This is a genomic window from Collinsella aerofaciens (genome assembly GCF_015548375.1).
GTDB classification, from domain to species: domain Bacteria; phylum Actinomycetota; class Coriobacteriia; order Coriobacteriales; family Coriobacteriaceae; genus Collinsella; species Collinsella aerofaciens_AB.
This window is the reverse complement of the sequence record NZ_JADMWW010000018.1, coordinates 1-22,045: the sequence shown is the minus strand read 5'-3', so window position 1 is coordinate 22,045 and position 22,045 is coordinate 1. Positions and strand designations below refer to the sequence as shown.

The following is a 22,045-nucleotide window of genomic DNA, read 5'->3' as shown; positions in this document are numbered from 1 at the left end:
GAAAAAGGATGTCGTATGAAAAACCTTCGAGAAAGATGGCACGGACTAACAGTGCTGGGAGTTGTTGCATTTGCTGCTGCCTGCATGACGGTTGCCCCGGCGCCCTCATTTGCTGATATTGCTGGCGGTGGCGGAGGCGGTGGACCGATTACGGAATGGTGTTCCGACGGTCGTCCGAAGACTGGACTCGTTCGGTGCGAGGACGGCAACCTTCGCTATTTCGATCCCGAAACTGGCGCCATGGTCACGAACCAGTGGCATAACGAATACGAAGCTGTCTGGTACTATTTTGGCGCTGACGGGACCGCGGTGTCGGGCTGGCAGTCTATCGGTGGGGACAAGTATTACTTCTATCCCGAAAACCATGATATGGCATACGGCCGAGTTCAGATTGACGGCAAGAACTACTTCCTGAACACCCCTGGTGCCAACGCCGATGGCCGCATGCAGCATAGTGGCTGGTTCTACGACTCCATCTACGGAAAGTGGTCCTATGCGACCTCCGACGGTGAGCTATTGACCGGTTGGCATAATCTCGGCGGGGCTTGGTACTATTTCAACGAATCTGGGGTCATGCTGACTGGCTGGATCAACGATTCGGGTACCTGGTACTACACTAATGCCTCCGGTGCGATGGTCACTGGCTGGCTCAACATCGGCGGTACGTGGTTCTACCTCGACGGCTCGGGCGCCATGGTCGCTAACAGCTGGCGCAGCCTCGGCGGCTCCTGGTACTGGTTCGGCGACTCCGGTGCAATGGCCACTGGCTGGTTCTTGGCAGGCGGCTCTTGGTACTATGCGAGCGGTTCGGGCGCCATGGCAACCGGCTGGCTCAGCAATGGCGGCACGTGGTATTGGCTCGGAGGTTCGGGCGCTATGGCCTCTAACTCTTGGGCTAACGTTGGTGGAGTTTGGTACTGGTTCGACGATTCCGGCGCGATGGCCACCGGCTGGCGTCAGGTCGGCGGCGCCTGGTACTACTTTAGCGGTTCCGGCGCTATGGCTCACGACGCCTGGGTCGGCGACTACTACCTCCAGTCTTCCGGTGCCATGGCTACGAATGCCTGGGTTGGCTCCTACTATGTCGGCGAGGACGGCAAGTGGATTCCGGGCTACGGTTTAGTTTGGTATAAGAACGGTAGCGATGTTTACCATACGCATAAGTGCCGTACCGTTGGTAAGGACGCAAAGGGCTATTCGCAGATCTCTATTCAGGAGGCCCAGAGGCGTGGCGCTTCACGAGAGTGCAAAAACTGCCAGCAAATTGGCTAGCACATTACTGAGCTAGTTTTGATTGAGGCCCCGTTGCCCTGAAGCGACGGGGCCGCTGCGTGATTGGATACCGTGCTGTTATGAAGAAATGGTCATTCGGAGTGCTGGCTTTTTCGGGCCTCATTTCTTTTGGGCTCCTTTTGGGTTCGCCCTCGATGTTATACGCCCTTGATTCGAATAACACTGACGAAGGTCCCGCATCTAACGTTGCTATTGCTTCTGTCGAGTCAGGCGTTGATGCTCAGCGCGAATCGACCTTCGCTGTCGAGCAGAACTCTCAGGTGGATAATGAGACCCCTTCCGAGGTTTCGAATCAAATTATTTGGCATCAGGGGTGGATATCACCCGAAGAAGGGGCTGGTTTTTGGCGTTGGGGCTTGTCCGACGGAACAATCGCTGTTTCTTCTTGGAGACATATAGACGGTAGCTGGTACTGGTTCGACGACGAAGGTCGAATGGCTCAGGATGGGTTGGTTCAAGTCGGGGGTGCGACGTATGCCTTCTCCTCTTCGGGCGCAATGCGTGTCGGCTGGTACCTAGATTCTACGGGCTCCACTTCTGCTTGGCGTTATTTCTCCGGTTCTGGCGCCATGGTAAAAGGCTGGCTTTCAGACGGCAGCAACTGGTATTGGCTGGATGATGAGGGCAAGATGGTCCACGATGCGATGCTGCAGATTGGGGGAGCCACGTATGGATTCTCTTCTTCTGGTGCAATGCTTATCGGATGGCATCTTGATGCTTCTGTCTGGCATTATTTTTCCGGCTCTGGCGCTCTGGTAAAGGGCTGGCTCTCGGATGGGGGTCGTTGGTACTGGCTTGATCCTGCAGACGGTTCTATGGCCACCGGGCTGAATGAATGCAATGGCACCTCTTATATCTTTAACAGTTCAGGGGCCATGCTATCCTCCCAGTGGGCACTTATTGACAACAACTGGTATTACGCTGACTCCAACGGCTTACTGCATGGAGGTTGGTTACTTCTAGGGAATTCTTGGTATTACCTGGATCCAGGAAGCCATATTATGCTCACGGGCTTTGTGCAAGTGGGCTCGTCCACCTATTTCCTTACGAGCTCAGGTGCCATGGCAACAGGCTGGGCACTTGCTGATGGTACTTGGTATTACGCCGCATCAAACGGAGCTATTCAACGAGGGCGATGGATAAAGTCCGGAAGCGCCTGGTATTACCTTGATGATGTATCCGGCGCAATGCGTACTGGTGAATTTGCGGTAGGAAGCAAGCGCTATTTTTCTTATGATTCCGGTGCAATGGCATCTTCGTGCTGGATCAACTTGAACGATGGTATGGCATGGGCGAATTCGTCTGGAGCACTGAGCGAGCCGTTGCCTACTTCATCTGATGGATCTCCTGTAGTCGCTGATCGTACTGACTCGTCTTCATTGCCAGGTGTGATTCATATTGGAGATGCGGTTTTCTATGCGGATGCGAATGGTGTCGTTAACGTGGCGTCTGGTTGGATTATGTCGAAAGACGCTTCTGACGAAAGTGGCAATACTTGGTACTACGCATCTTCCAATGGTGTCCTTAAGTCTGGTTGGCAATATGTCAACGGTGCGTGGTATTGGATGGACCCTTCCACATTCAAGATGAAAACTGGATGGCTTAATGACGGCGGTACGTGGTACTGGCTCCAGCCTTCGGGTGCCATGTTTGCTAACGGGTGGCTGAAAATCGATGGCGTTGACTATTACTTCAATGCAAGTGGTGCATGGTTGAATACGTCTGGTTCTGTTTTGGGGGTCAATAGGTCCAGCTTGGTCAATTGGCTTATGAGCCACGAAAACGACGGCTATTACCGTGGAACACGCTACGACACGCATCTCAGCCAGGAAACGTGCATGTACCCAAAGGGTGATCCGCGTTGGGACGGTTATACGGGCATGAATTGTGGTGGATTTGTATCGCATGCATATATGAAGGCGGGCGGGAATTTAGCTCCCATTGCCGCCGAGCAGAGCCATTCCCCTTGGAGTGGAGGTCCCGGAAGGGGCGGCTGCGTAAACGCTTATCGTTGGTACGGCTACGCTATCGATACGTGTGCGAACGTGACTTATTTCAACTCTATTGATGAGTTGTTACGTAGTGGTTTGGCTCGTAAGGGGGACATTGTGTTCTTCAATCCTTACAACCCATATGCGGACGATAGCCACATTGGCTTTTTCTGGGGCAATTCGCCGAGCGAAAATTTGTTCTGGCATAGTGATGGTTATGGAAATCGCATCTCCGGTTTGACCGCTTTGGGCCCATCGAAAGTAATACTGATTCGTTAGAATTCCGAGTTGTAGGGGACTCTCTGGGCCCCCTACCTTTTTGACATCTGGTTTGAAAGTTTATTTGAAGTCGGTATTCTTGGGGGCAAGAGGAGGGGGCAATGAGCCTGCGGGTTCAACCCTGCCGGTAAGTTCTTCTTTTCTTTGCAGCATTGCGCCCAACTATTTATTGTCCTAGATGGCATCTTGTCCTGTTAGATGTTCGGGAATCTTTCATAGCTATGCTGTAAGCTAGACGCAATCAAGAGCGAATGACGAGGTTTACATGAACAAACATCTTAAGTTGTTTTCGGCATTGTTGGTGCTGATGCTCTTTGCGCCCGTTTCTATGTTTGTATGCCCTGCGGATGCAGAGGCTGCTCAGACTCTGGTTGAGAATTCTTGGCGTTATGAGGGTGGACAATTAGTTTCAGATGATGCTTCTTCCGAAGAAGACGGAATAGCTTTATTGTCTATGGACGCTCTTCCCGATGGGGTTACAGCTCAGGGCATTGACGTCAGCGAGCACCAAGGGCGTATTGATTGGGACGCAGTTAAAGCTTCTGGCATCGATTTCGCTATTCTGCGCGTTGGGTTTGGCGCTCCGTCTTTCGGCGGTCGAGTTGACTATCAATTTAATCGAAATATTTCTGAGTGCGAGCGACTCGGAATTCCCTACGGCGTCTATGTCTATTCATATGCTTTTGATAATCAACAGGCAGCCGATGAGGCGTCCATGGTGATTGACTGCCTATCGGGGCACAATCCTAGGCTACCGGTGTATTACGATCTTGAGGACAAGACAATTATTGCAGATGGTCGTCAATCCGGAATTGCATCTAGAGCTCAGACATTCTGTAATAAGATTTCTAGTGCTGGATATAAGCCAGGCATTTATGCAAACCTAAATTGGTTTAACAATATATTGACCGACCCTGTATTTAAGAGCGGTTCTTGGGATCATTGGATTGCTCAATACAACTCCCAATGTCACTATACCGCCAGTTACAGCTTTTGGCAGTATACAAGCCGCGGAAAAGTTTCTGGTATTAGCGGAAATGTTGATATGAATTACGCGTATGTTGATGTCTCTCTTTATTACTGGCAGTTAAAAGAGGGCACTTGGTATTACGCAACCTCTGACGGCAAAGCGTATACCGGATGGTTGCGCCAGGGCGGAGCCTGGTATTGGCTCGACCCCGACGCGGGCGGTGTAATGGCCACCGGGCTCTACGAGTGCAACGGCTCCATGTACTGGTTCAACGCCTCCGGCGCGATGGCGACCGGATGGGTCCTCGACGGCGGCACCTGGTACTACGCGACTGGCTCCGGCGCGCTGGCGCGCGGCCCCGTTTCCGTCGGCGGCGTGCCCTACTGCTTCGACGCCCGGACGGGGGCCATGCTGACGGGTTACCAGACTGATGCGCAGGGCGTCCGCCGCTACTTCGGCAGCTGCGGTCCCCTTAACGGCTGGGGCCTCGTCGACGGCTCCTGGTATTGGTTCGCTGACGGTATCGCCTCGACCGGCTGGCTTTACACCGGCGGCTCCTGGTACTGGCTCGACCCCGACGCGGGCGGCGCCATGGCGACGGGCCTCCATTCGTGCAACGGTTCCGCATACTGGTTCAACAGCTCCGGCGCAATGGCGACCGGATGGGTCCTCGACGGCGGGACCTGGTACTACGCGACTGGCTCCGGCGCCCTCGCCTCCGGCTGGCTCAACCTAAACGGTGCGTGGTACTGGCTCGATCCCTCGACGCACGCCATGGCCACTGGGCTCCACGAGTGCAACGGCTCCGCGTACTGGTTCAACGCCTCCGGCGCGATGGCGACCGGTTGGGTCCTCGACGGCGGCACCTGGTACTACGCGACGGGATCAGGCGTGCTGGCCTCCGGCTGGGCATACGTCGGCGGCGCCTGGTACTGGCTTGACCCCACGACGCACGCAATGACTACGGGTGTTCAAGAAATCGATGGGGTGCAATACTCTTTTGCTAGCAATGGTGTATGGCTTGGCTAGCAGCTCTTCTTTAATTGCTTTTTTCTAATTACATATTGCTCTTAGCCATCCATTTGTAGACTATGTTTATGTAAAAATTGGTTACTACTGGGGGCTGCACATGGCAAGGAAAAAGCGAATAATATTAATCCTAATCATTCTTTCAACCCTACTGCTCGCTGGGCCCGGTGTGGTTGATATCGCGAACGCAGAACCCATAAGCTCCTCTATCCCTACTGATATTGAGAGGCAATCCGTCCCCTCGACTCTTTCTCCTTCCGATTCAATCGATGATGGTCCTGCTCAAGAATCCGTTAAATGGAATCTGGGTTGGAATTCGTTTGACGGCAACTGGTTCTATGTGGATTCAGTCAATCCGGTCTCGTTGCATTCTGGCTGGCTCTATACCAATGGGGCCTGGTACTGGCTCGATCCCTCGACGCACGCCATGGCCATCGGGCTCCATGAGTGCAATGGCTCCGCATACTGGTTCAATGGCTCCGGCGCGATGGCGACCGGATGGGTGCTCGACGGCGGGACCTGGTACTACGCGACGGGCTCAGGCGCGCTGGCCTCCGGCTGGCTCAACCTAAACGGTGCGTGGTACTGGCTCGATCCCTCGACGCACGCCATGGCGACGGGCTTTCACGAGTGCAACGGCTCCCTGTACTGGTTTAATTCGTCCGGCGCGATGGCGACCGGTTGGGTGCTCGACGGCGGGACCTGGTACTACGCGACTGGCTCCGGCGCGCTGGCGCGCGGCCCCGTTTCCGTCGGCGGCGTGCCCTACTGCTTCGACGCCCGGACGGGGGCCATGCTGACGGGTTACCAGACTGATGCGCAGGGCGTCCGCCGCTACTTCGGCAGCTGCGGCCCTCTTAACGGCTGGGGCTTCGTCGACGGCTCCTGGTACTGGTTCGCTGACGGTATCGCCTCGACCGGCTGGCTTTACACCGGCGGTTCCTGGTACTGGCTCGACCCCGACGCGGGCGGCGCCATGGTGACGGGCCTCCACGCGTGCAACGGCTCAGCGTACTGGTTCAGCGCCTCCGGCGCGATGGCGACCGGATGGGTCCTCGACGGCGGGACCTGGTACTACGCGACTGGCTCCGGCGCCCTCGCCTCCGGCTGGCTCAACCTAAACGGTGCGTGGTACTGGCTCGATCCCTCGACGCACGCCATGGCCACGGGCGTTCAAACTATCGGATCATGTGAATACATATTTAATAGTACCGGCAAGATGATGGCTAATTGCTGGTCAAACGGTGATGGGTCTTGGATGTATCATTCGTCATCCAGCGGCGCAATTGACCTTAAAGGCATCATGACCGATTCGGGAATCCAGCTGATTGACGACGACGGTAATGCCAGAACTGGTTGGATTGAGAGTCAGGGTGCTCGATATTATTGTTCTGCTAGTGGAGTAATTCTGACTGGGTGGCAGCAAATTGCTGGGTCTTGGTATTACTTTAACTCGGATGGTCGAATGGCGACCGGCTGGCTTAACGATGGCAGCAACTGGTACTGGCTGGATTCCGCTTCTGGCGCGATGAAAACGGGATGGCTTTCCCTTGGGGCACATGGTATTACCTTGATGCCGCACGTGGGGGAGTAATGTTGAGCAACGGTTGGTATTGGATCGGCTCTACTGACTACAAGTTCAGTTCATCCGGCGCAATGGTTGGCGCTTGGGTCGATGTCCCGTGCTATTCGCAGTACCCGGAACTTCCTACTGGCTGTGAGTCGGTTGCCCTTACAAACTTGCTTAACTACTATGGTTTCGGTTTAGGTAAGACGATTATTGCGGATTATTACTTGCCCAAGGGAAGCAACGGCAACTTTGTTACCGCCTTTGATGGCAACCCAAGGCGTAGCAGCGGGGGTCTCATGGGATGCGTCGCCCCTGCGATTACTATTGCTGGTAATAACTTTCTGCGCGCTGCGGGAAGTATCATGCAGGCAAAAGACGTTTCTTTCTCGTCAATTTCTTCCATTAAGAACAGACTGACCTGTGGACAACCTGTTGAGATGTGGAATACCGAATGGGGAAGTTGGCCAGGAGGCCGTTATGCTGCTCGTTGGTATAACGGGCATTCCTATGGTCTGTGGGGCGGTAATCATGCCGTAGTCCTTAAAGGCTATGATGACGAGCAGGGAATTGTCTATCTTTCGGATTCGATTAACGGCAATGTTACGCGAAATGCCCAGGTGTTCTTCGGCACGTGGCAACAGATGGATAGCCAGGCTGTGGTAATTGAATAGCCATGATGCTAAAAGGGGAGAGCTCGTCGAGCTCTCCCCTTTTACTATATTGTTAATCAAGCTACGCCGTCTTATTACGTCCAAATAGTTCGTCCCAGTTACTAGCTGCCAAAACTGTTCCGCATACAATTACAACGCAGCAGATTACGGATGCCATATCGGGAATTTTTCCAAGCAAGATCAGGCCAAAGACCACCGACCATGCCGAATAGGAGATATTCAGAGCCATCGCACGCGCTGCTCCGATTGCCGCAATCCCCTTGTAATAGAACAGATAGGATGCAGTTCCTGCGAGTCCGGCGAGTGCAATAATCAATGTAGGCATGCTCGGGATGGCACCCAGCGTGAAATGCCATGCTCCGAAGAGGGGGAGTACAAGCACTCCATAAACAAGCGCACTTGTAGTTTCGCGGATTTGCAAAGCCGTTTCGTCATCAACGGCATCATCTTTCATTCCCCATGCGCACAGCACCGCTTCGGATCCCCATCCGATAACAGCAAGCACCGCGCCGAGTAAGCCGAGGGGGGCATTTGCAATCTCGCTCGATCCGGCCGATAGATAGCCCATCGTCATTACGCCGCAAAGAGCAACGAGAAGGGAAAGAATCTGTCCTTTGCCCATTTTCTCCTTCAGCAGCACGAAAGAAAGGAATGCTCCGACAGCGGGATAGAAGGCGGATATAATTGCCGTGTAGGCTGCTCCGATATTATTAATCGCCAATACGTATCCGGTCATTCCGATAGGTCCACCGAGCAGTGCGCCGGCGATGACGACCTTGCCCGAACGAGTTTTAAGTGCAGCGAGCGTGTCTTTTAATCTGCCTCGAACTCCCATGTACCCAAAGAGCCAGATCGCACAGAAGGCATCATGGAGAAAAGATCCCGCAATGGAGGCACATGCAAGCGCTTCCGCCGATCCAATATAGGGCGCGAGCGCCAAACCGATTCCAAGTATTACTGTATCAAGGCCCCAAAGAAGACCGCTAAAAAAGCCGAATTGCATCGTTACTCACCTTTTCGATAGATCTCCAGTGCCTTTTTAAGGTATTTGGCACTGTAATTGAAGTAGATATAGAGCCATTCGCCTACGAAGTCGCCTTCGGCTTCTTTCAGAAGAGACCAGAGGTACCAGCACCATCCTGCAAGGGCAATGTGCGCATAGTTATGTGCAACTTCGTTGTTTGTTGCCTTGCGCCCAAAATATGCATCAAGCGCGCGGTCGACTTCATCTTCGGAAAGCTCGCAGCAGACACTGCACGTTCCAAAATCGTTTGCATAATCGCTCATGCCAGCATATTCCCAGTCAATGAGATAGTACTTGTCGTTTTCATCGATAAGGAAATTGAGGTAAAAGAAGTCATTGTGACAAAGGCATTTTGGCGCATTGTCGGCCTGGACAAAGTGCTCCAATTCATCGATTTCGGCGGCCATTTCCCTGTAGCCTGGAATGTCGATAGGGCCTTTTTCCAAAAGAAGTGATTCGTAGCGCTTCGCTTCGAGGTAGAAGTCAAATTCGGTTTCGACATTTGCACCGCTCTCGTGAAGCGAACGACACATCTGCATCATTCGATTCATTTGGGCATCATCATGCGGATCAGGCTGCTTTGCGTTGGGTACAAACTTCGAAATTTTCCAACCGCGCTTTGGGTCCTCATGAATGAACGTGTCGTCAAGGCCGAGTTCCTTGGCCTTTTTAAGTGCGGCTACTTCTCCATTTCTGTTAATAAGCAGTTCGGTCCCGACTCCCGGATGGCGGTAAACGTACTCTCCGTCATTGGTTCTAAAGTGGCACGATAGATTCGTAAGACCTTGTTTAAGGGGATAAACGTCGTGAATCTCTGATTTGGAGCAGCCGAGCACTTGCTCGATGTTATCGAAAATATCGGAGTCAACGTTTTCGATAAAATGCGGATCAAAGGCACGCAGTTCATCAAGAGAATCGAATTCGTTGATCTCGCCCTCAGGATACTTTTTGATCACCATATCGAGCTCCTTGATGTGCTCGATATATAGATCTTCCCAAAGCTTGTCCGTTGTTTCGGGCTTGTTATATTCCGTTTCGAGAATCTGCTTAAATGCAAGCGAGAAGGCTTTATCAAAGTAGACATGTCCGAGCATATACCAAGCATCGGAACCGCCAATCGTAACATTGGTGATTCTGTCCATTGCTCCGGTTTGAATGCACCATTCTTTGGTGGCGCCTTCAGCATATTGAGCAGAATAAAATGCTTTCCAAACGTATGCTTCAAACGGATTGTTTAGAAGGTAATCATCGCTTGAACAAATATAGGTGTTGCCAAGCCGCTCTTTTACGCACATAAGCGATGCGTGGTTATTTTTGGATGCATATTCGTTGTTGACGACAATCGAAACGCCGAACTTGCTTTCGAGATAGAAGAAATACTCTTTTTTATAGCCGACAACGACGGTGATATTGCTGATACCTGCGTCTTGCAGCTGCCTAATCTGACGTTCGATGAGAATCTCACCACGTACCTTTAAAAGGCCTTTGGGCTTTTCATACGAAATGGGAGCAAAGCGGCTCGAAAGCCCCGCAGCCAATATCACTGCGTTTTCAACCTTATAGGGGTGAAGTGCTTCGTAACCGTTGTCGGTTAGGCTGTCCGATTCGAGAAGGCCTTCATTCGTAAGCTCTTTATTTGCTGCGTTTACCGATCCAAGTGAGAGGCCAGTGCGCTCGGCAACTTCTCGCTGGCTGGCATATGGGTTCTTTAGGTATTCGTACAGAACAGTAAAGTTACGCTTGGTCAGTTCCACTGCAGGCCTCCAATTAAGATGTTCATTGCTTAGGAAAAGAATAGAATGATTGAACGTTATGTTCAATTTAATATATTTATCTACATAGACTGAACAGACAGTAACGAAAATCAATCCTGGAATGTGGATTAAAATTAATAAATGAGATATCTGGGAGGGTCGCTTATGTATCGATTCGAAAAGAAGGCCACGCTTGTTTGTGCTGCTGCGTCATTAATCACTGCTTGCTGCTTGCCCCTGAGTGCGAATGTCGCGTTTGCACAGGATTCCGTTGAGGCTCAGAGTATTGAGTCAAAAGCGGATTTTTCTTCTGTGGTTTCCGATGATTTGCAACCTGATAATTCTTCCGTCATAAAAGATGGCTGGCAACGAGACGAGTCGTCTGGAGTTTGGTATTACGGAAAAAACGGTAAACACCAAACTGGCTGGCTGCAAAGCGGGGGCTATTGGTATTGGCTTGATCCAGCCAATGATGGTGCAATGCAGACAGGTTATTTCAATGTGACCGATGCTGGCGGATCGACTGCTTCGTTTTATGCGAATGACGGCAATGCCGCAACGCCTTTTGGCGCGCTATATCAGAACTGCTGGCTACGTAACTCAGATGGAAATTGGTTTTATGCCAATGCTGGAGGCGATTTAGCTGCTGGTTGGTTTTATCAAGACGGCACATGGTATTACCTGGATCCTGCCACCCATATAATGCAGGTTGGTTTTGTCGACCTCGGGAGCGGGAAATACTATTTAGATGCCACTGGTGCTATGAAAACCGGCTGGATTCTCGTTGACGGGAATTGGTACTGGGCTTATTCATCGGGTGCCCTTGCTTCGTCATGGCAAACGATAGGTGGGGCTCGCTATTATTTTGACCCACAGACGTTCATCATGTTTAAGGGTCGTCAAAAGATTGATGGAAGAACCTACATTTTTGGTGACTATGGCCTCGCAAATGGATGGTACAAAGACGGAGCAGATTGGTATTACTGCTCTAACGGTATTGCGGCCACTGGCTGGAAACTCGTTAACGGCGCTTGGTATTATCTCGACCCAGCCTCCGATGGTAAGATGTCCGTTGGGTATTTAGACCTTGGCAATGCAGCATATTATTTGAACCCCAATGGGGTTATGGCTGTTGGCTGGGCTCAGTCCGAGAACGGCTGGTATCTAGCCTCTCAATCTGGTGCGCTTATTTCTGACTGGTATAAAGAAGGCGCTAGCTGGTATTACCTGGACCCTGTTAGCCATCTAATGAAAACGGGCTTATTTGAGGTGAGCGGCAACGATTGTTTTGCAAACCAGAGCGGTAGGCTCGTGGTTTCAAGCTGGGTTACCGTTAATGATGGCGTTGAAAGATATGCCGATGATAATGGATATCTTTGCAAGGATGTGATTCGCGAAAACGGCGCTATTCTAAAAACCGCTGGAGCTGATGGTTGGCAGGTTGCGTCCGGCTGGGTTAATGTCGCAAATCTAAGGTTTTACGCTGAGCCCGGAACGGGTGCCATTCATCTTGGATGGCTGCAGATTGACGGCGATTGGTATTGGCTTGATGCCAATTCCGGCGTGATGAAGACCGGATGGGTTTTTACTGGTGGTTCATGGTATTACCTAAACGCTGACGGAAAAATGGCAACTGGTTGGAAATGCCTGAATGGAACATGGTATTACCTTGAGTCCAATGGAAGCATGCATGTTGGCTGGCTTAAAGATTCGGGTAAGTGGTATTGGTTAGACGGCAGCGGCGCTATGGCAACGGGCGCAAGGACCATCGACGGTGTTCGCCGAATTTTCTGGAGCGATGGCCAGTGCGACAAAGTTGGCTGGCAAAATCCATCCCAGTATCCTCAGGTCAGTTCTTGGACTGTTCAGCTGCCTAGCTATTGCACCGGATACTTTACCTATGTGACCCCTTCTCGCATTTCTGTCGAAGCAACGCGGGAAGATTGCGTGAACGCCTTTATCCAGCGCGCCTATGAGTATATCGGTACGCAATATATTGAGCCTTGGTCTACCGCTCCCGGTGGAGCTGTTGATTGCTCTGGTTTTGTCTTGCAGTGCCTTTATGCTACTGGCATGGATATGGGTGTTTACAACCCTTATAACCATCGCTGGGATCCAAGCCAAACCTACAATTCCATGAATTGGTATCGAAGCAATATCTTTATGCCCGTGAGCACGAGCTCGATTCAACGCGGCGATGTGATTTATTACCGCGGTCATATTGCAATTGCACTTGGCGGCGGCTTGATGATTGATTCCTGGCCTCATCAAGGTGTCGGAATTCATCCTATTAGCGCAAGGGGAAATGTAATCGGCGCAGCTCGTCCGTTTATTTAATAGATTCCCTGCAAGACAGTCGGTACCGGTTGGGGGCTTGAAATGAATGCTCGGATTGATCATCGAATTTGCTGGCGAGTAATTGCCTTGATGCTATTTTCCGCCTTACTTTCAGTTACAGCCCCCGCATTTTCTTGCACTGCTTATGCCGTGGAAGAGGGGGCGGATAACGGTGTCGTAGAGCGCGACTCGACAGGAGGGCCGGGAGCATTGGTCGGTGGCGGTTGCTCTCAAGACTCCAGCGATTGTGCCGGCAAAACAACGGAAGATTCGAGCCTACAGGTTGTCGATAGCCATGACCCGTCGACTACAGAACAACTATCTGGATGGCAATGGAACGGTTTGTCCTGGTATTACTATCTAGATGGCTGTCGTTTGACCGGAATTCAGAATATTGACGACTTGCTGTACTACTTGGACCCCGCTCGTGACGGCGCAATGAGCTGCGGCTGGATTTTTACTGAAAATAAGTGGTATTACGCGGGTCCGTCAGGCGCTCTGGCAAGTGGCTGGCAGTTTATTGGAGACCAATGGTACTGGTTTGACTCCCTTAACAGCTGTTCTATGGCTACTGGTCGACGTGTTATTGATGGGCACCCTTATCTTCTTGGAACCTATGGACTGATTAATGGATGGTACCTTGATAACGGTTTATGGTATTGGGGTAGCAATGGTGAAGTCTTAACCGGCTGGCTTCAAACTGGCAATAACTGGTATTGGCTTGATCCCGCCAATGATGGTGTTATGTCTAGAGGAATCGTTTCTGTCGGTTCGTCTCGTTACTATTTATCGGATTCCGGCGCAATGACTGTTGGTTGGGCGTTTGATGGGACGGACTGGTATTACGCTGACGGTTCCGGCGCACTTGCATCGGGCTGGCGTTTGGTGAATGGCGTTTGGTATTGGCTCGATGTCGCAAATGACAATAGAATGGCTACCGGCTTTTATGTCATCGGATCCAACCGGTATCATTTTTCTTCAACGGGAGCGTTGTCACTTGGCTGGTTTATGAGCGATGGAGACTGGTATTACGCTGAGCCTTCTCAAGCGTCGGGCATTATAAAGACTGAATGGCTGAAGGACGGTGGTCAATACTATTATCTCGATCCTGCCGCCGACGGTAAAATGCTTCTTGGTCATTTTTCTGTAAATGGGAAAAGCTATTATGCAAAAGCTTCAGGCGCTGTTGCTTGTCGTGAATGGGTAGATGTCCAGGACTCGGTTCAGGATGAGCCATCTAAGGCTTTTGCTGGTTCTGATTGCTCATTGTGTGGAGCATTGCGTAATGGAAAACTGTTTACATCAAACGGCGATGGCGAATTGGTCGAAGCTCACGGGTTTGTGATGCTTGGAGGCTGTAAGTTCTATGCTGATTCAACCGATGGCTCCCCCTGCGCTGGATGGAAGAACGTTAACGGAAAATGGTACTTTTTTGATGAGACCGCTGGCTATGCACGATCTGGCTGGCTGTACAAGGATGGCTCCTGGTTCTATTTAGATCCGTCCACTTATGCTATGAAAACCGGTTGGGTTGCCGTTAACGGATCTTGGTATTACTTGAATTCGTCTGGTTATATGCAGACAGGATGGCTCAATCTGGGCGCCACCTGGTATTGGCTTGATGCTAGTGGAGCTATGGCTACTGGCTGGCGCGTTGTGGACGGATCCTGGAATTTCTTTATGGCTAACGGCGCGTGGGTGTCAGACTATATGGATGCTAAGGCTCAAAGTTATTCAAGCAATACAAATTGGCTGATACTTGTCGATACGTCACGTTGCGTTACGAGTATTTACACTGGATCCTGGAATAACTGGTCCTTAAACCGTCGATATGTATGTTCGACGGGAAAAGCTAGCACGCCTACGGTGATAGGGGAGTATCAAGTCTACGGTAAGGGATACTCCTTTGGGCATGGATATACTTGCTATTACTACACGCAGTTCTATGGTGATTACTTATTCCATTCCTCACCCTACTACGTCAACAGCAACCGCGTGATGGATCCCACGATGGGCGTTCCATCCTCTGCTGGATGCGTACGCCTTGAGATTCAGAATGCAAAATGGATTTACGATAACATTCCTTATGGAACAAAGGTTGTTACTTATTGATATTAGGCACTCGTTTTAAGAGACAGGGATAAATACTCTATTTTTAAAAGAGTTTCTTTTAACTGAGGGTGCTTTGATAATCTTTAAGCAATGAATTTGGGAGGATTTTTGGAAATAGAAATGGGAAATGATATTGGCGTATGCGTACTTCTCTCAGCTTATAAACCCGATCTTAAGTTTTTCGCGGAACAACTTGATTCGATAGATAAACAAACGTTTCCGCTTACGCTTCTAGTTAGAAATGACTGCCCTGAATCGGATTCATTAGAGCGGTTTATCCAAGCGCATATAACGAAAAACGCCTATCGGTATTATCACGGTGATAATAATCTCGGTTATGTCAAATCGTTCGAGGCGCTGCTCTCCTTGGCGGAAGGGGATTACGTAGTACTTTGCGATCAGGATGATATTTGGGAGCCTAATAGAGTTGAAGTTTCGCTCAACCATATGCTAGAAGAAGGCTCAATTCTAGATGTTTGTGATAGATCGGTAATTGACGAAAACGGAAATATTCTGGTAAAGAGTTATAGGAAAGCTCATCCTAATTCGCCGGAAGTAAATTGGTGCTCTGGAGAGGATATTACTGTACAGGCCGCAAGCGTATGTTACGGCATTGGTATGGCTCTCATGTTAGATGCGAGTGCGGCGAAGTCGATGATTCCCTTTCCGGAATCGACTGCACATGACTTGTGGTTGACATTGGGTTGCAGTGAACTGGGGAAGTGCAGCTTTACTATGACTCCTTTGGTTAAGTATCGTCGACATGGTGGTAACGAAACTGGATTCCTTGCAGGTGTTTCTTCAAAAGATGATTGGTATTCGACAAGAGTTAAAAACAGGGTTGATACTGCTAGGCGATTTGCCGATAGATTTCCCGATTCATCGCATCTAAAGGAAATATTGGGGTTCGCTGAAGCAAGGGAGCGGCGCTCCATAATTGGTTTACTTAAATACCGACGAGCTTGCCCGTCTATCGCTAAAGCAGATATCATTATACGTCTTATGCCGAATTGGCTGTTTATTTTGATTTTAAAAGAACTTAAAGCTGCGAGATAGCTCCGTATCCTCATTTCGACAGGTTTAGAAGGGCGCTTATATTTGTGAAGGCCACAGAGAAGACTCTTTCGATTAAACATAATATGTTCTGGAATACCGTCGGTTCGTTGACTAATTTAGGCTGTCAGTGGCTTATCACCATTTTGGTCGTTCGGCTGTCTGATGGATATAGTGCTGCAGGCATTTATTCGCTGGCTATGTCTATTTTCAACATGTTTTCTCAATTAGCCCAATACAGGATGTACACGGTGCAAATTGCAGATGTTGAAAGGAAAAACTCTGCTGGTGAATACCTGACTTTTCGTTTCTTTACTACTTTTATAGCGTTTGCAATGTTAGCCGTCTATTCCATTGCAACGTGTCGTATTGGTACGGTGCCCGCTATTCTTCTGTATGCTCTCTATAAAACCGCTGGCTTAGTCATTGATGTCATGCATGCTAATGATCAGGTTGGTCATAGGATGGACTATATTGGGAAATCCCTCATAATGCAGGGCATCGGCTCTCTCCTTTCATTCATTCTTGTCTTTGGATTTTTTAATAGCCTCGAAGGTGCACTGTTGCTTATGACGGTAGTGACAATAGGCATCGGAGTTATTTACGATTATCCAAGATCAAATCGGATTTCTGCAATCAAGCTTGGAATTAGCCGAGCGAAGGTCAGAGCCTTCCTATGTAGCTGTTTGCCCATCGTTCTGGGCGGCATTGCTGCTTCTGCGGCGCCGAATATTCCCAGGCAGTATTTATCTTATTCATTCGGAGATTCTGCTCTGGGTATTTATGCATCAGTTGCTGCACCTGTGGCAATTATCCAAATGGGTGCGACCTATATTTATAATCCTTTATTAGGTTATCTAGTAGAGCGTTACCATTCTAGAGAAAAGTCCTTTTTTTCGCTCATAGGTAAAATACTTGCTGGCATCTTTTTTGTCGGTGTCATATCTTCAGTTGCCCTTTTCTTTTTCGGTAAATTATTGCTGTCACTGTTTTATGGCGCTGGAATAGCTAAACATACCGATCTCCTTCAGCCTATGTTGGCTTGTGCCTTTTTGACTGGCATCGCTTGGTTTGTCAACGATTTGTTGGTTTCTCTTGATAATTACCGAGGGGTATTTGTTGGCAGCATGCTGTCCTTAATTAGTGCTGTCGCTGTTATGGCTCCTGCGCAAATGCTGTTTGGCTTAAATGGCCCTACTGTATCGGCGCTTATATCCAATGCCATTTGCCTTATTTATCAGTCTTCTGTTTTGGGGAAACAGACGCAACAATGGTTCGGGGAAAAGAGATAGGCCGATGATGTCTAAAGCTCACGCGCTATTAAAGCTTCAAAACACTGAATTGGATATCCTTCAGGTTGTCGCCGCATTCTGCTCTAAGCACGGCATCAGGTGGTGGCTTGACGGTGGAACATGTTTAGGAGCAATGCGTCATAGGGGGTTTATCCCTTGGGATGATGATATAGATATCGGAATGATGCGTTCAGATTATGACCGCTTTTGCTCTTTAGCCGAGGGTGGGTTACCGGAAGGATATTCGCTCCATACATCGCGGAATACTACTGGCTATGCTGCGATGTTTGCTAAGGTGTATCGCGATGGAACTCGCTTCGAGAATCAAGAGGCTCGAGAGGCTTCCAGTTCGATGGGCATTTTTGTCGACATCTTTCCATATGACCAGCTCTATACAGATAAACGCCTTCGTGCAAAGCAAGTCCGAACTGCATCAATTGCACAGAAAAGAGCCTATTTATATCATTCTTCTTCCATTGTTGTCCCTCATAAAGGGTTCCTTGGTCAACTCGAGCAAATTGGTTGTTCTGCTATGCACGTGGTGGAACAACTGGTTTCTCGAGGCGCATGCTCTTACCAGGATTTGTTCGATTCCTGTATTGCCGACTCAAATACGGGTGAGGTCTCTGATTACTGTCTGACGTTAAGCTGGCCGAATATGGCGCCAGTGCCTATTTCAGAGATTTTCCCTCTGAGCAGTGCGGTTTTCGAAGGCAGTGAATTCCCTGTTCCTCGTATGACGGATACATATCTTACAACGATGTATGGCGATTGGAAAAAAATACCGTCACCGGATAATCGACATACCCATCTTCCGCTCTTGCTCGACTTTGGAGATGGGGAAGTCTGGACGGCACAGAATTAAGGATATGACATCTATATCAGATGAGGTTATGTGATGAGCTCCTCTATTTGTATTTTCACTCACCATTATCACCCGCAACTTAGTGGAATTGGTAATTTTGTCGATGGTCTCGCTCACGCCTTGACTGCACGCGGCGATAGGGTGGTTATCGTTACTAATGATTCGATGCGCGTGGGAGTCGGTCATTCAGTCGAAAACGGCCTGGAGGTAATTCGTCTTCCTTGCATTCCGTTACTTGATGGAAGACTTCCTCTTCCCAAAAAAACCAGTGATTATTACCGACTCCTGCAAACCCTTGATGATTATGAGTGGAATGGTGTTCTGATAAACACGAGACTTTTCCCTCTCTCGCTCGAAGGGCTGAAGTTTGCTGCGGATCATAGTGCTAAGGCTGTTGTTCTCGACCACGGCTCAGCGTATCTCTCTTTCAATCAGCCATTTCTTGATTATTTTGTTCGCCGATATGAAGATTGGATTACTGATCGCGTAAAGTCGTTTGAACCTGATTTCTATGGGATTTCTTCTAAAAGTGTTGAATGGCTTCAGCACTTTAATATCACTGCAAAAGGCGTAATTTCAAACTCAATCAATGCCTCATTCTATAGGAGTATTTCTTCGGGGAGAGATTTCCGATCTGAATTAGGTATCCCTCAGTCATCTTTGGTTGTAGCTTTTGTCGGGCGGCTTATTCCTGAAAAGGGAATTTATTCAATTATTGAGGCGGCTCGCACAAAAGATATTACCAAGCGTGATATTTGTTTTGTTCTTGCAGGGGATGGTCCGCTGGCTAATGAGGTCAAGGAAGCTTGTTCGTCTAACTTGTTTTGGCTTGGGAGATGTAACACAGAGGATATTTCCTCCTTACTTCAGCAAGCAGATGTGCTTTGTCTTCCAACTCGTTCCGAAGGCTTTTCAACGGTACTTCTTGAAGCTTCAGCCTGCGGAACGCCTGCAGTGGTAACAGACGTGGGCGGGGCACGCGAGCTTATCTTAGATGATAGCTACGGCACAATAATTCGGTCCATGGCATCTGATGAGGTGGTTTCGGCATTATGCAGGCTTTTTGATGATCGAAAGCTGCTTTCTCTTCAGTCTCGAAACTCTAGGGCGCTTGTTGAAAATCGATATAACTGGGATGCCACTGCTATGGATGTCGAGAAGGCGTTTTGTATTTGCTAAGTGATACTTGGCTGGCTTTTGTTCGGATGAAGTTGATAATCAAGGGCTTTTGTTCGGCTTTTGCGTGAAGTTGGATATAAGTGCCGATTTTGGTATTGTCGATTCCTCCTATTTCATGAATATTTGCTCGCTTGAGCACCGCTGAATATCAAGAAGCACGCCGCTGTTATTGCGCCTGGCTTTGGGGCCGACATGGGTCTCGGCGCCTATTTATTGCTAGCGTCCGGCGTCGCGTCGCTGCTGCATGTTGGCCTCGCCTGTATCAACCCAGACCGCGTTTCCTTAAGCTAGTGCCAAAGATTAAGGCTATCGTTGGGATGGGGGGGATAGTTGGAGCAGTTTTGTCCGATTAGAATGGCGTCGAAGTCTTATGCACCGCGCAATTGGGCGAGAGCCGCAGCGGATTTGTATCTCGCGATGGCAGATGGGGGCTCCAGGTGAACGTCAGCTGTATGCCAGCCGTGCAAACTAAATATCCAAGCTTGAGATGTAACTTCGCGATGGTTAGTCCGGATGCTGTAAACTTTATTCATTACTAGACAGTGCGTTGGACTGTAAGGGCCGCATTTTCTTCGAGCGTCGCTAAGGGCCAACTATTATTTGGAATGGATGAAACTCGATTGTCATTTGCTTTAACAAAAGATTCAAAAGGATATCCGCGTGTTCTGGTAATTATTCCCGCTTATAACGAGCAGGAATGCATTCTCAATACCGTTGCTTCTATTAAGGCTGCTGGATATGACTATGTCGTAATTAACGACGGCTCACAGGATGGGACACTTAGGCTTTGTCGAGAGCATGATGTCAACATATTGGATCTCCCACAGAACCTTGGTATCGGTGGGGCGGTCCAGGCGGGGCATAAGTATGCTCAGAGATTTGGTTATGATATTGACATTCAGGTTGACGGCGATGGCCAACATGATCCTTCTTATATACCTGAGCTTGTTAAGCTGATTGAGGGTGGGGCGAGTCTGGCGATAGGCTCTCGATTCTTGGTCGAGACCGACGGTTTCCAATCAACCTTTATGCGTCGTGTTGGAATCAGGTGGCTCTCTTTTTTGCTTAAGTTGCTTACAGGTAAGGCGGTCACCGATCCCACTTCTGGCTTTAGAGCCTGCAATAAAGACGCCATCGACTTATTCTGCAAGAGCTATCCTGATGATTATCCGGAGCCGGAATCGATAGCTTTGGCTATGAAGCTTGGTCTCCCCGTTATGGAGGCACCTGTAAAGATGAATGAGCGCCAGGGCGGGCGTTCATCCATTGGGGTTCTCTCTTCCGTCTACTACATGATTAAAGTTACGCTTGCTATTGTCCTTGTGTGTTGGATCCATAGGGGAGACCAATAATGAATTTTTTTCTAAGGATTGGGGCAGCCATCTTTTTTGGTGGGTTCCTCGTTTATGTTCTTCGACTCGTATCCAAAGGAAAGATGCTTCTTAAGTATTCTTTGCTTTGGATTTTAATGTGCATGGCGGCCTTGCTTTGTGATTTATTCCCTCAGCTTATTTTTTATTGCTCCACGGCTATTGGGTTTGTTAACCCGGCCAATTTCCTCTTCCTGGGTGCAATTGTGCTGTTGCTTGCAATCTCTCTATCCCTTAGCGTTGCGGTGAGCCGTCATGTTTTGGCAATCAAAAGCCTTACACAAAGGATTGCCTTGCTCGAAAAAGAGCTTGAGAATCGGTTGGATTATTATGACTGAGCTTGATACAATTATTTGATTCAGTTTACTTTTAGTTCTTCAATGCTGCTAGTTGAGGAAAGTGGAAATCTGCCTTATACAAACGTTGCTTATACCCTTTGCTGAGGTCTGGATCGGTACCAAATCCGATGATTCTCATCGCGGGTTGCCATTTGCTTGTCAATGGAGGCGATATCCCTGCTCCGGCTGCAATGTTGTTTCAGCTGTTATGTCGTGGTCGAATAGTTTTGTATTAATAATGTAGAACAGATAATAGAATCAGCCGGAGGACTCCATTACAAAAGAGCGTAATTCCATTATCGAGCCATTTGGGTTAATTTCGATGTGGTGTGTAGTTACGCATCATTTTGTAATGCATAATGCAGATGATGTATCGGTTTTTGCTAGCCCTTTAACCCGTTAAATTTATTAGGACGATATCACTGGCCTGATGGCTGAACTACTACCACACTACCGCTACGCCCCAGTGGGGCTGGGTTTTAAATACGCCTTTGGAATGATATTGCTTTGGCTATCTTGCGGAAAACAATCTCGAAGAAGAGTGGGCTCCTTGACGTAGGTCGCGTCGAGCCAGACGTAGGGCACTGGCGAGCCCTCGAGCGGCCTTCCGTACAGATCCTCGATGCCTGGTCCAGGCTCGAGGCGATGGCGCTCACCTGGTCCTTCGAGAGCCTGGAGACGCCTATCTTCTCGGCTACCCTCTGCACCTTGCGGGTGCTCGTGCCGGTGGCGTACATCTCGGCGACGGCGGCAACGAGGGCGCGGTCCACGCGCCGGTGGCGCTCGATCACGTCGTCCGGGAAGAAGCTGCCGGAGCGGAGCTTCGGGATGCTGTTAGCGCCGGAATAATTTAGCCAAATATAGTCGGCCGAGATTGACCAATCCCGGCCGACCCATTTTAGCCAACACGCCCGCATC

15 protein-coding genes and 2 pseudogenes are annotated in these 22,045 nt (G+C 49.5%); 14 read left to right on the top strand and 3 right to left on the bottom strand.

Annotation, left to right across the window (positions count from 1 at the left end):
- Positions 1–51: 51 nt before the first annotated feature.
- The 6 genes and pseudogenes from I1969_RS08175 (at position 52) to I1969_RS08155 (ending at position 7,803) form a co-directional block, all read left to right on the top strand.
- Positions 52–1,272: a hypothetical protein gene (locus tag I1969_RS08175; protein WP_158554609.1), complete on the top strand. Its 1,221-nt coding sequence runs from the start codon at positions 52–54 to the stop codon at positions 1,270–1,272.
- Between the two features lie 80 nt (positions 1,273–1,352).
- A complete protein-coding gene (locus tag I1969_RS08170) occupies positions 1,353–3,563 on the top strand; it encodes an N-acetylmuramoyl-L-alanine amidase family protein (protein ID WP_082421895.1) in 2,211 nt (736 codons plus the stop codon).
- A gap of 265 nt (positions 3,564–3,828) precedes the next feature.
- Positions 3,829–4,581: pseudogene (locus I1969_RS11350) on the top strand (glycoside hydrolase family 25 protein); the annotation flags it as partial.
- A 27-nt stretch (positions 4,582–4,608) separates the two neighbouring features.
- Positions 4,609–5,562 (top strand): hypothetical protein, encoded by a 954-nt coding sequence (locus I1969_RS11115; RefSeq protein ID WP_229028348.1) that lies wholly within the window; start codon positions 4,609–4,611, stop codon positions 5,560–5,562.
- Between the two features lie 340 nt (positions 5,563–5,902).
- The gene (locus I1969_RS08160) at positions 5,903–7,156 is read left to right on the top strand and encodes an N-acetylmuramoyl-L-alanine amidase family protein (RefSeq protein WP_195234469.1); all 1,254 of its coding nucleotides are present in this window, start codon (positions 5,903–5,905) and stop codon (positions 7,154–7,156) included.
- Positions 7,156–7,803, top strand: a complete 648-nt coding sequence (locus I1969_RS08155) for a C39 family peptidase (protein WP_195234467.1) — start codon at positions 7,156–7,158, stop codon at positions 7,801–7,803. The genes I1969_RS08160 and I1969_RS08155 overlap by 1 nt, the downstream gene beginning before the upstream one ends.
- 61 nt (positions 7,804–7,864) lie before the next feature.
- Here the strand turns inward: I1969_RS08155 and I1969_RS08150 are convergent, their stop codons facing one another.
- Positions 7,865–8,806, bottom strand: a complete 942-nt coding sequence (locus tag I1969_RS08150) for a DMT family transporter (protein WP_195234465.1) — start codon at positions 8,804–8,806, stop codon at positions 7,865–7,867.
- Between the two features lie 2 nt (positions 8,807–8,808).
- Positions 8,809–10,581 (bottom strand): phosphotransferase, encoded by a 1,773-nt coding sequence (locus tag I1969_RS08145; RefSeq protein ID WP_217495622.1) that lies wholly within the window; start codon positions 10,579–10,581, stop codon positions 8,809–8,811.
- A gap of 165 nt (positions 10,582–10,746) precedes the next feature.
- Between I1969_RS08145 and I1969_RS08140 the strand changes: the two genes are divergently transcribed.
- From I1969_RS08140 to I1969_RS08105, 8 genes are all read left to right on the top strand, one after another.
- Positions 10,747–12,918 carry an NlpC/P60 family protein gene (locus tag I1969_RS08140; RefSeq protein WP_158554630.1) on the top strand — a complete coding sequence of 724 codons (2,172 nt, stop codon included), beginning with the start codon at positions 10,747–10,749 and terminating at the stop codon, positions 12,916–12,918.
- 42 nt (positions 12,919–12,960) lie between these two features.
- The gene (locus tag I1969_RS08135; RefSeq protein ID WP_195234463.1) at positions 12,961–15,030 is read left to right on the top strand and encodes a L,D-transpeptidase family protein; all 2,070 of its coding nucleotides are present in this window, start codon (positions 12,961–12,963) and stop codon (positions 15,028–15,030) included.
- A 108-nt stretch (positions 15,031–15,138) separates the two neighbouring features.
- Complete coding sequence (locus I1969_RS08130) at positions 15,139–16,086, top strand: glycosyltransferase (protein ID WP_195234461.1); 948 nt, start codon at positions 15,139–15,141, stop codon at positions 16,084–16,086.
- A gap of 44 nt (positions 16,087–16,130) precedes the next feature.
- Positions 16,131–17,375 (top strand): MATE family efflux transporter, encoded by a 1,245-nt coding sequence (locus I1969_RS08125; protein ID WP_147326478.1) that lies wholly within the window; start codon positions 16,131–16,133, stop codon positions 17,373–17,375.
- Between the two features lie 4 nt (positions 17,376–17,379).
- The gene (locus I1969_RS08120) at positions 17,380–18,240 is read left to right on the top strand and encodes a LicD family protein (protein ID WP_195234459.1); all 861 of its coding nucleotides are present in this window, start codon (positions 17,380–17,382) and stop codon (positions 18,238–18,240) included.
- Between the two features lie 33 nt (positions 18,241–18,273).
- On the top strand, positions 18,274–19,419 hold the full coding sequence (locus I1969_RS08115) for a glycosyltransferase family 4 protein (RefSeq protein ID WP_084591857.1): 1,146 nt from the start codon (positions 18,274–18,276) through the stop codon (positions 19,417–19,419).
- 605 nt (positions 19,420–20,024) lie between these two features.
- Positions 20,025–20,771, top strand: coding sequence for a glycosyltransferase family 2 protein (locus I1969_RS08110; protein ID WP_117840741.1), 747 nt, complete (start codon positions 20,025–20,027; stop codon positions 20,769–20,771).
- Complete coding sequence (locus I1969_RS08105; protein WP_117840743.1) at positions 20,771–21,127, top strand: DUF2304 domain-containing protein; 357 nt, start codon at positions 20,771–20,773, stop codon at positions 21,125–21,127. Before I1969_RS08110 ends, I1969_RS08105 begins: the two co-directional genes overlap by 1 nt.
- Before the next feature lie 549 nt (positions 21,128–21,676).
- Here I1969_RS08105 and I1969_RS11385 read toward each other — a convergent pair.
- Positions 21,677–21,957, bottom strand: a pseudogene (locus I1969_RS11385) (transposase); the annotation flags it as partial.
- Positions 21,958–22,045 lie beyond the last annotated feature (88 nt).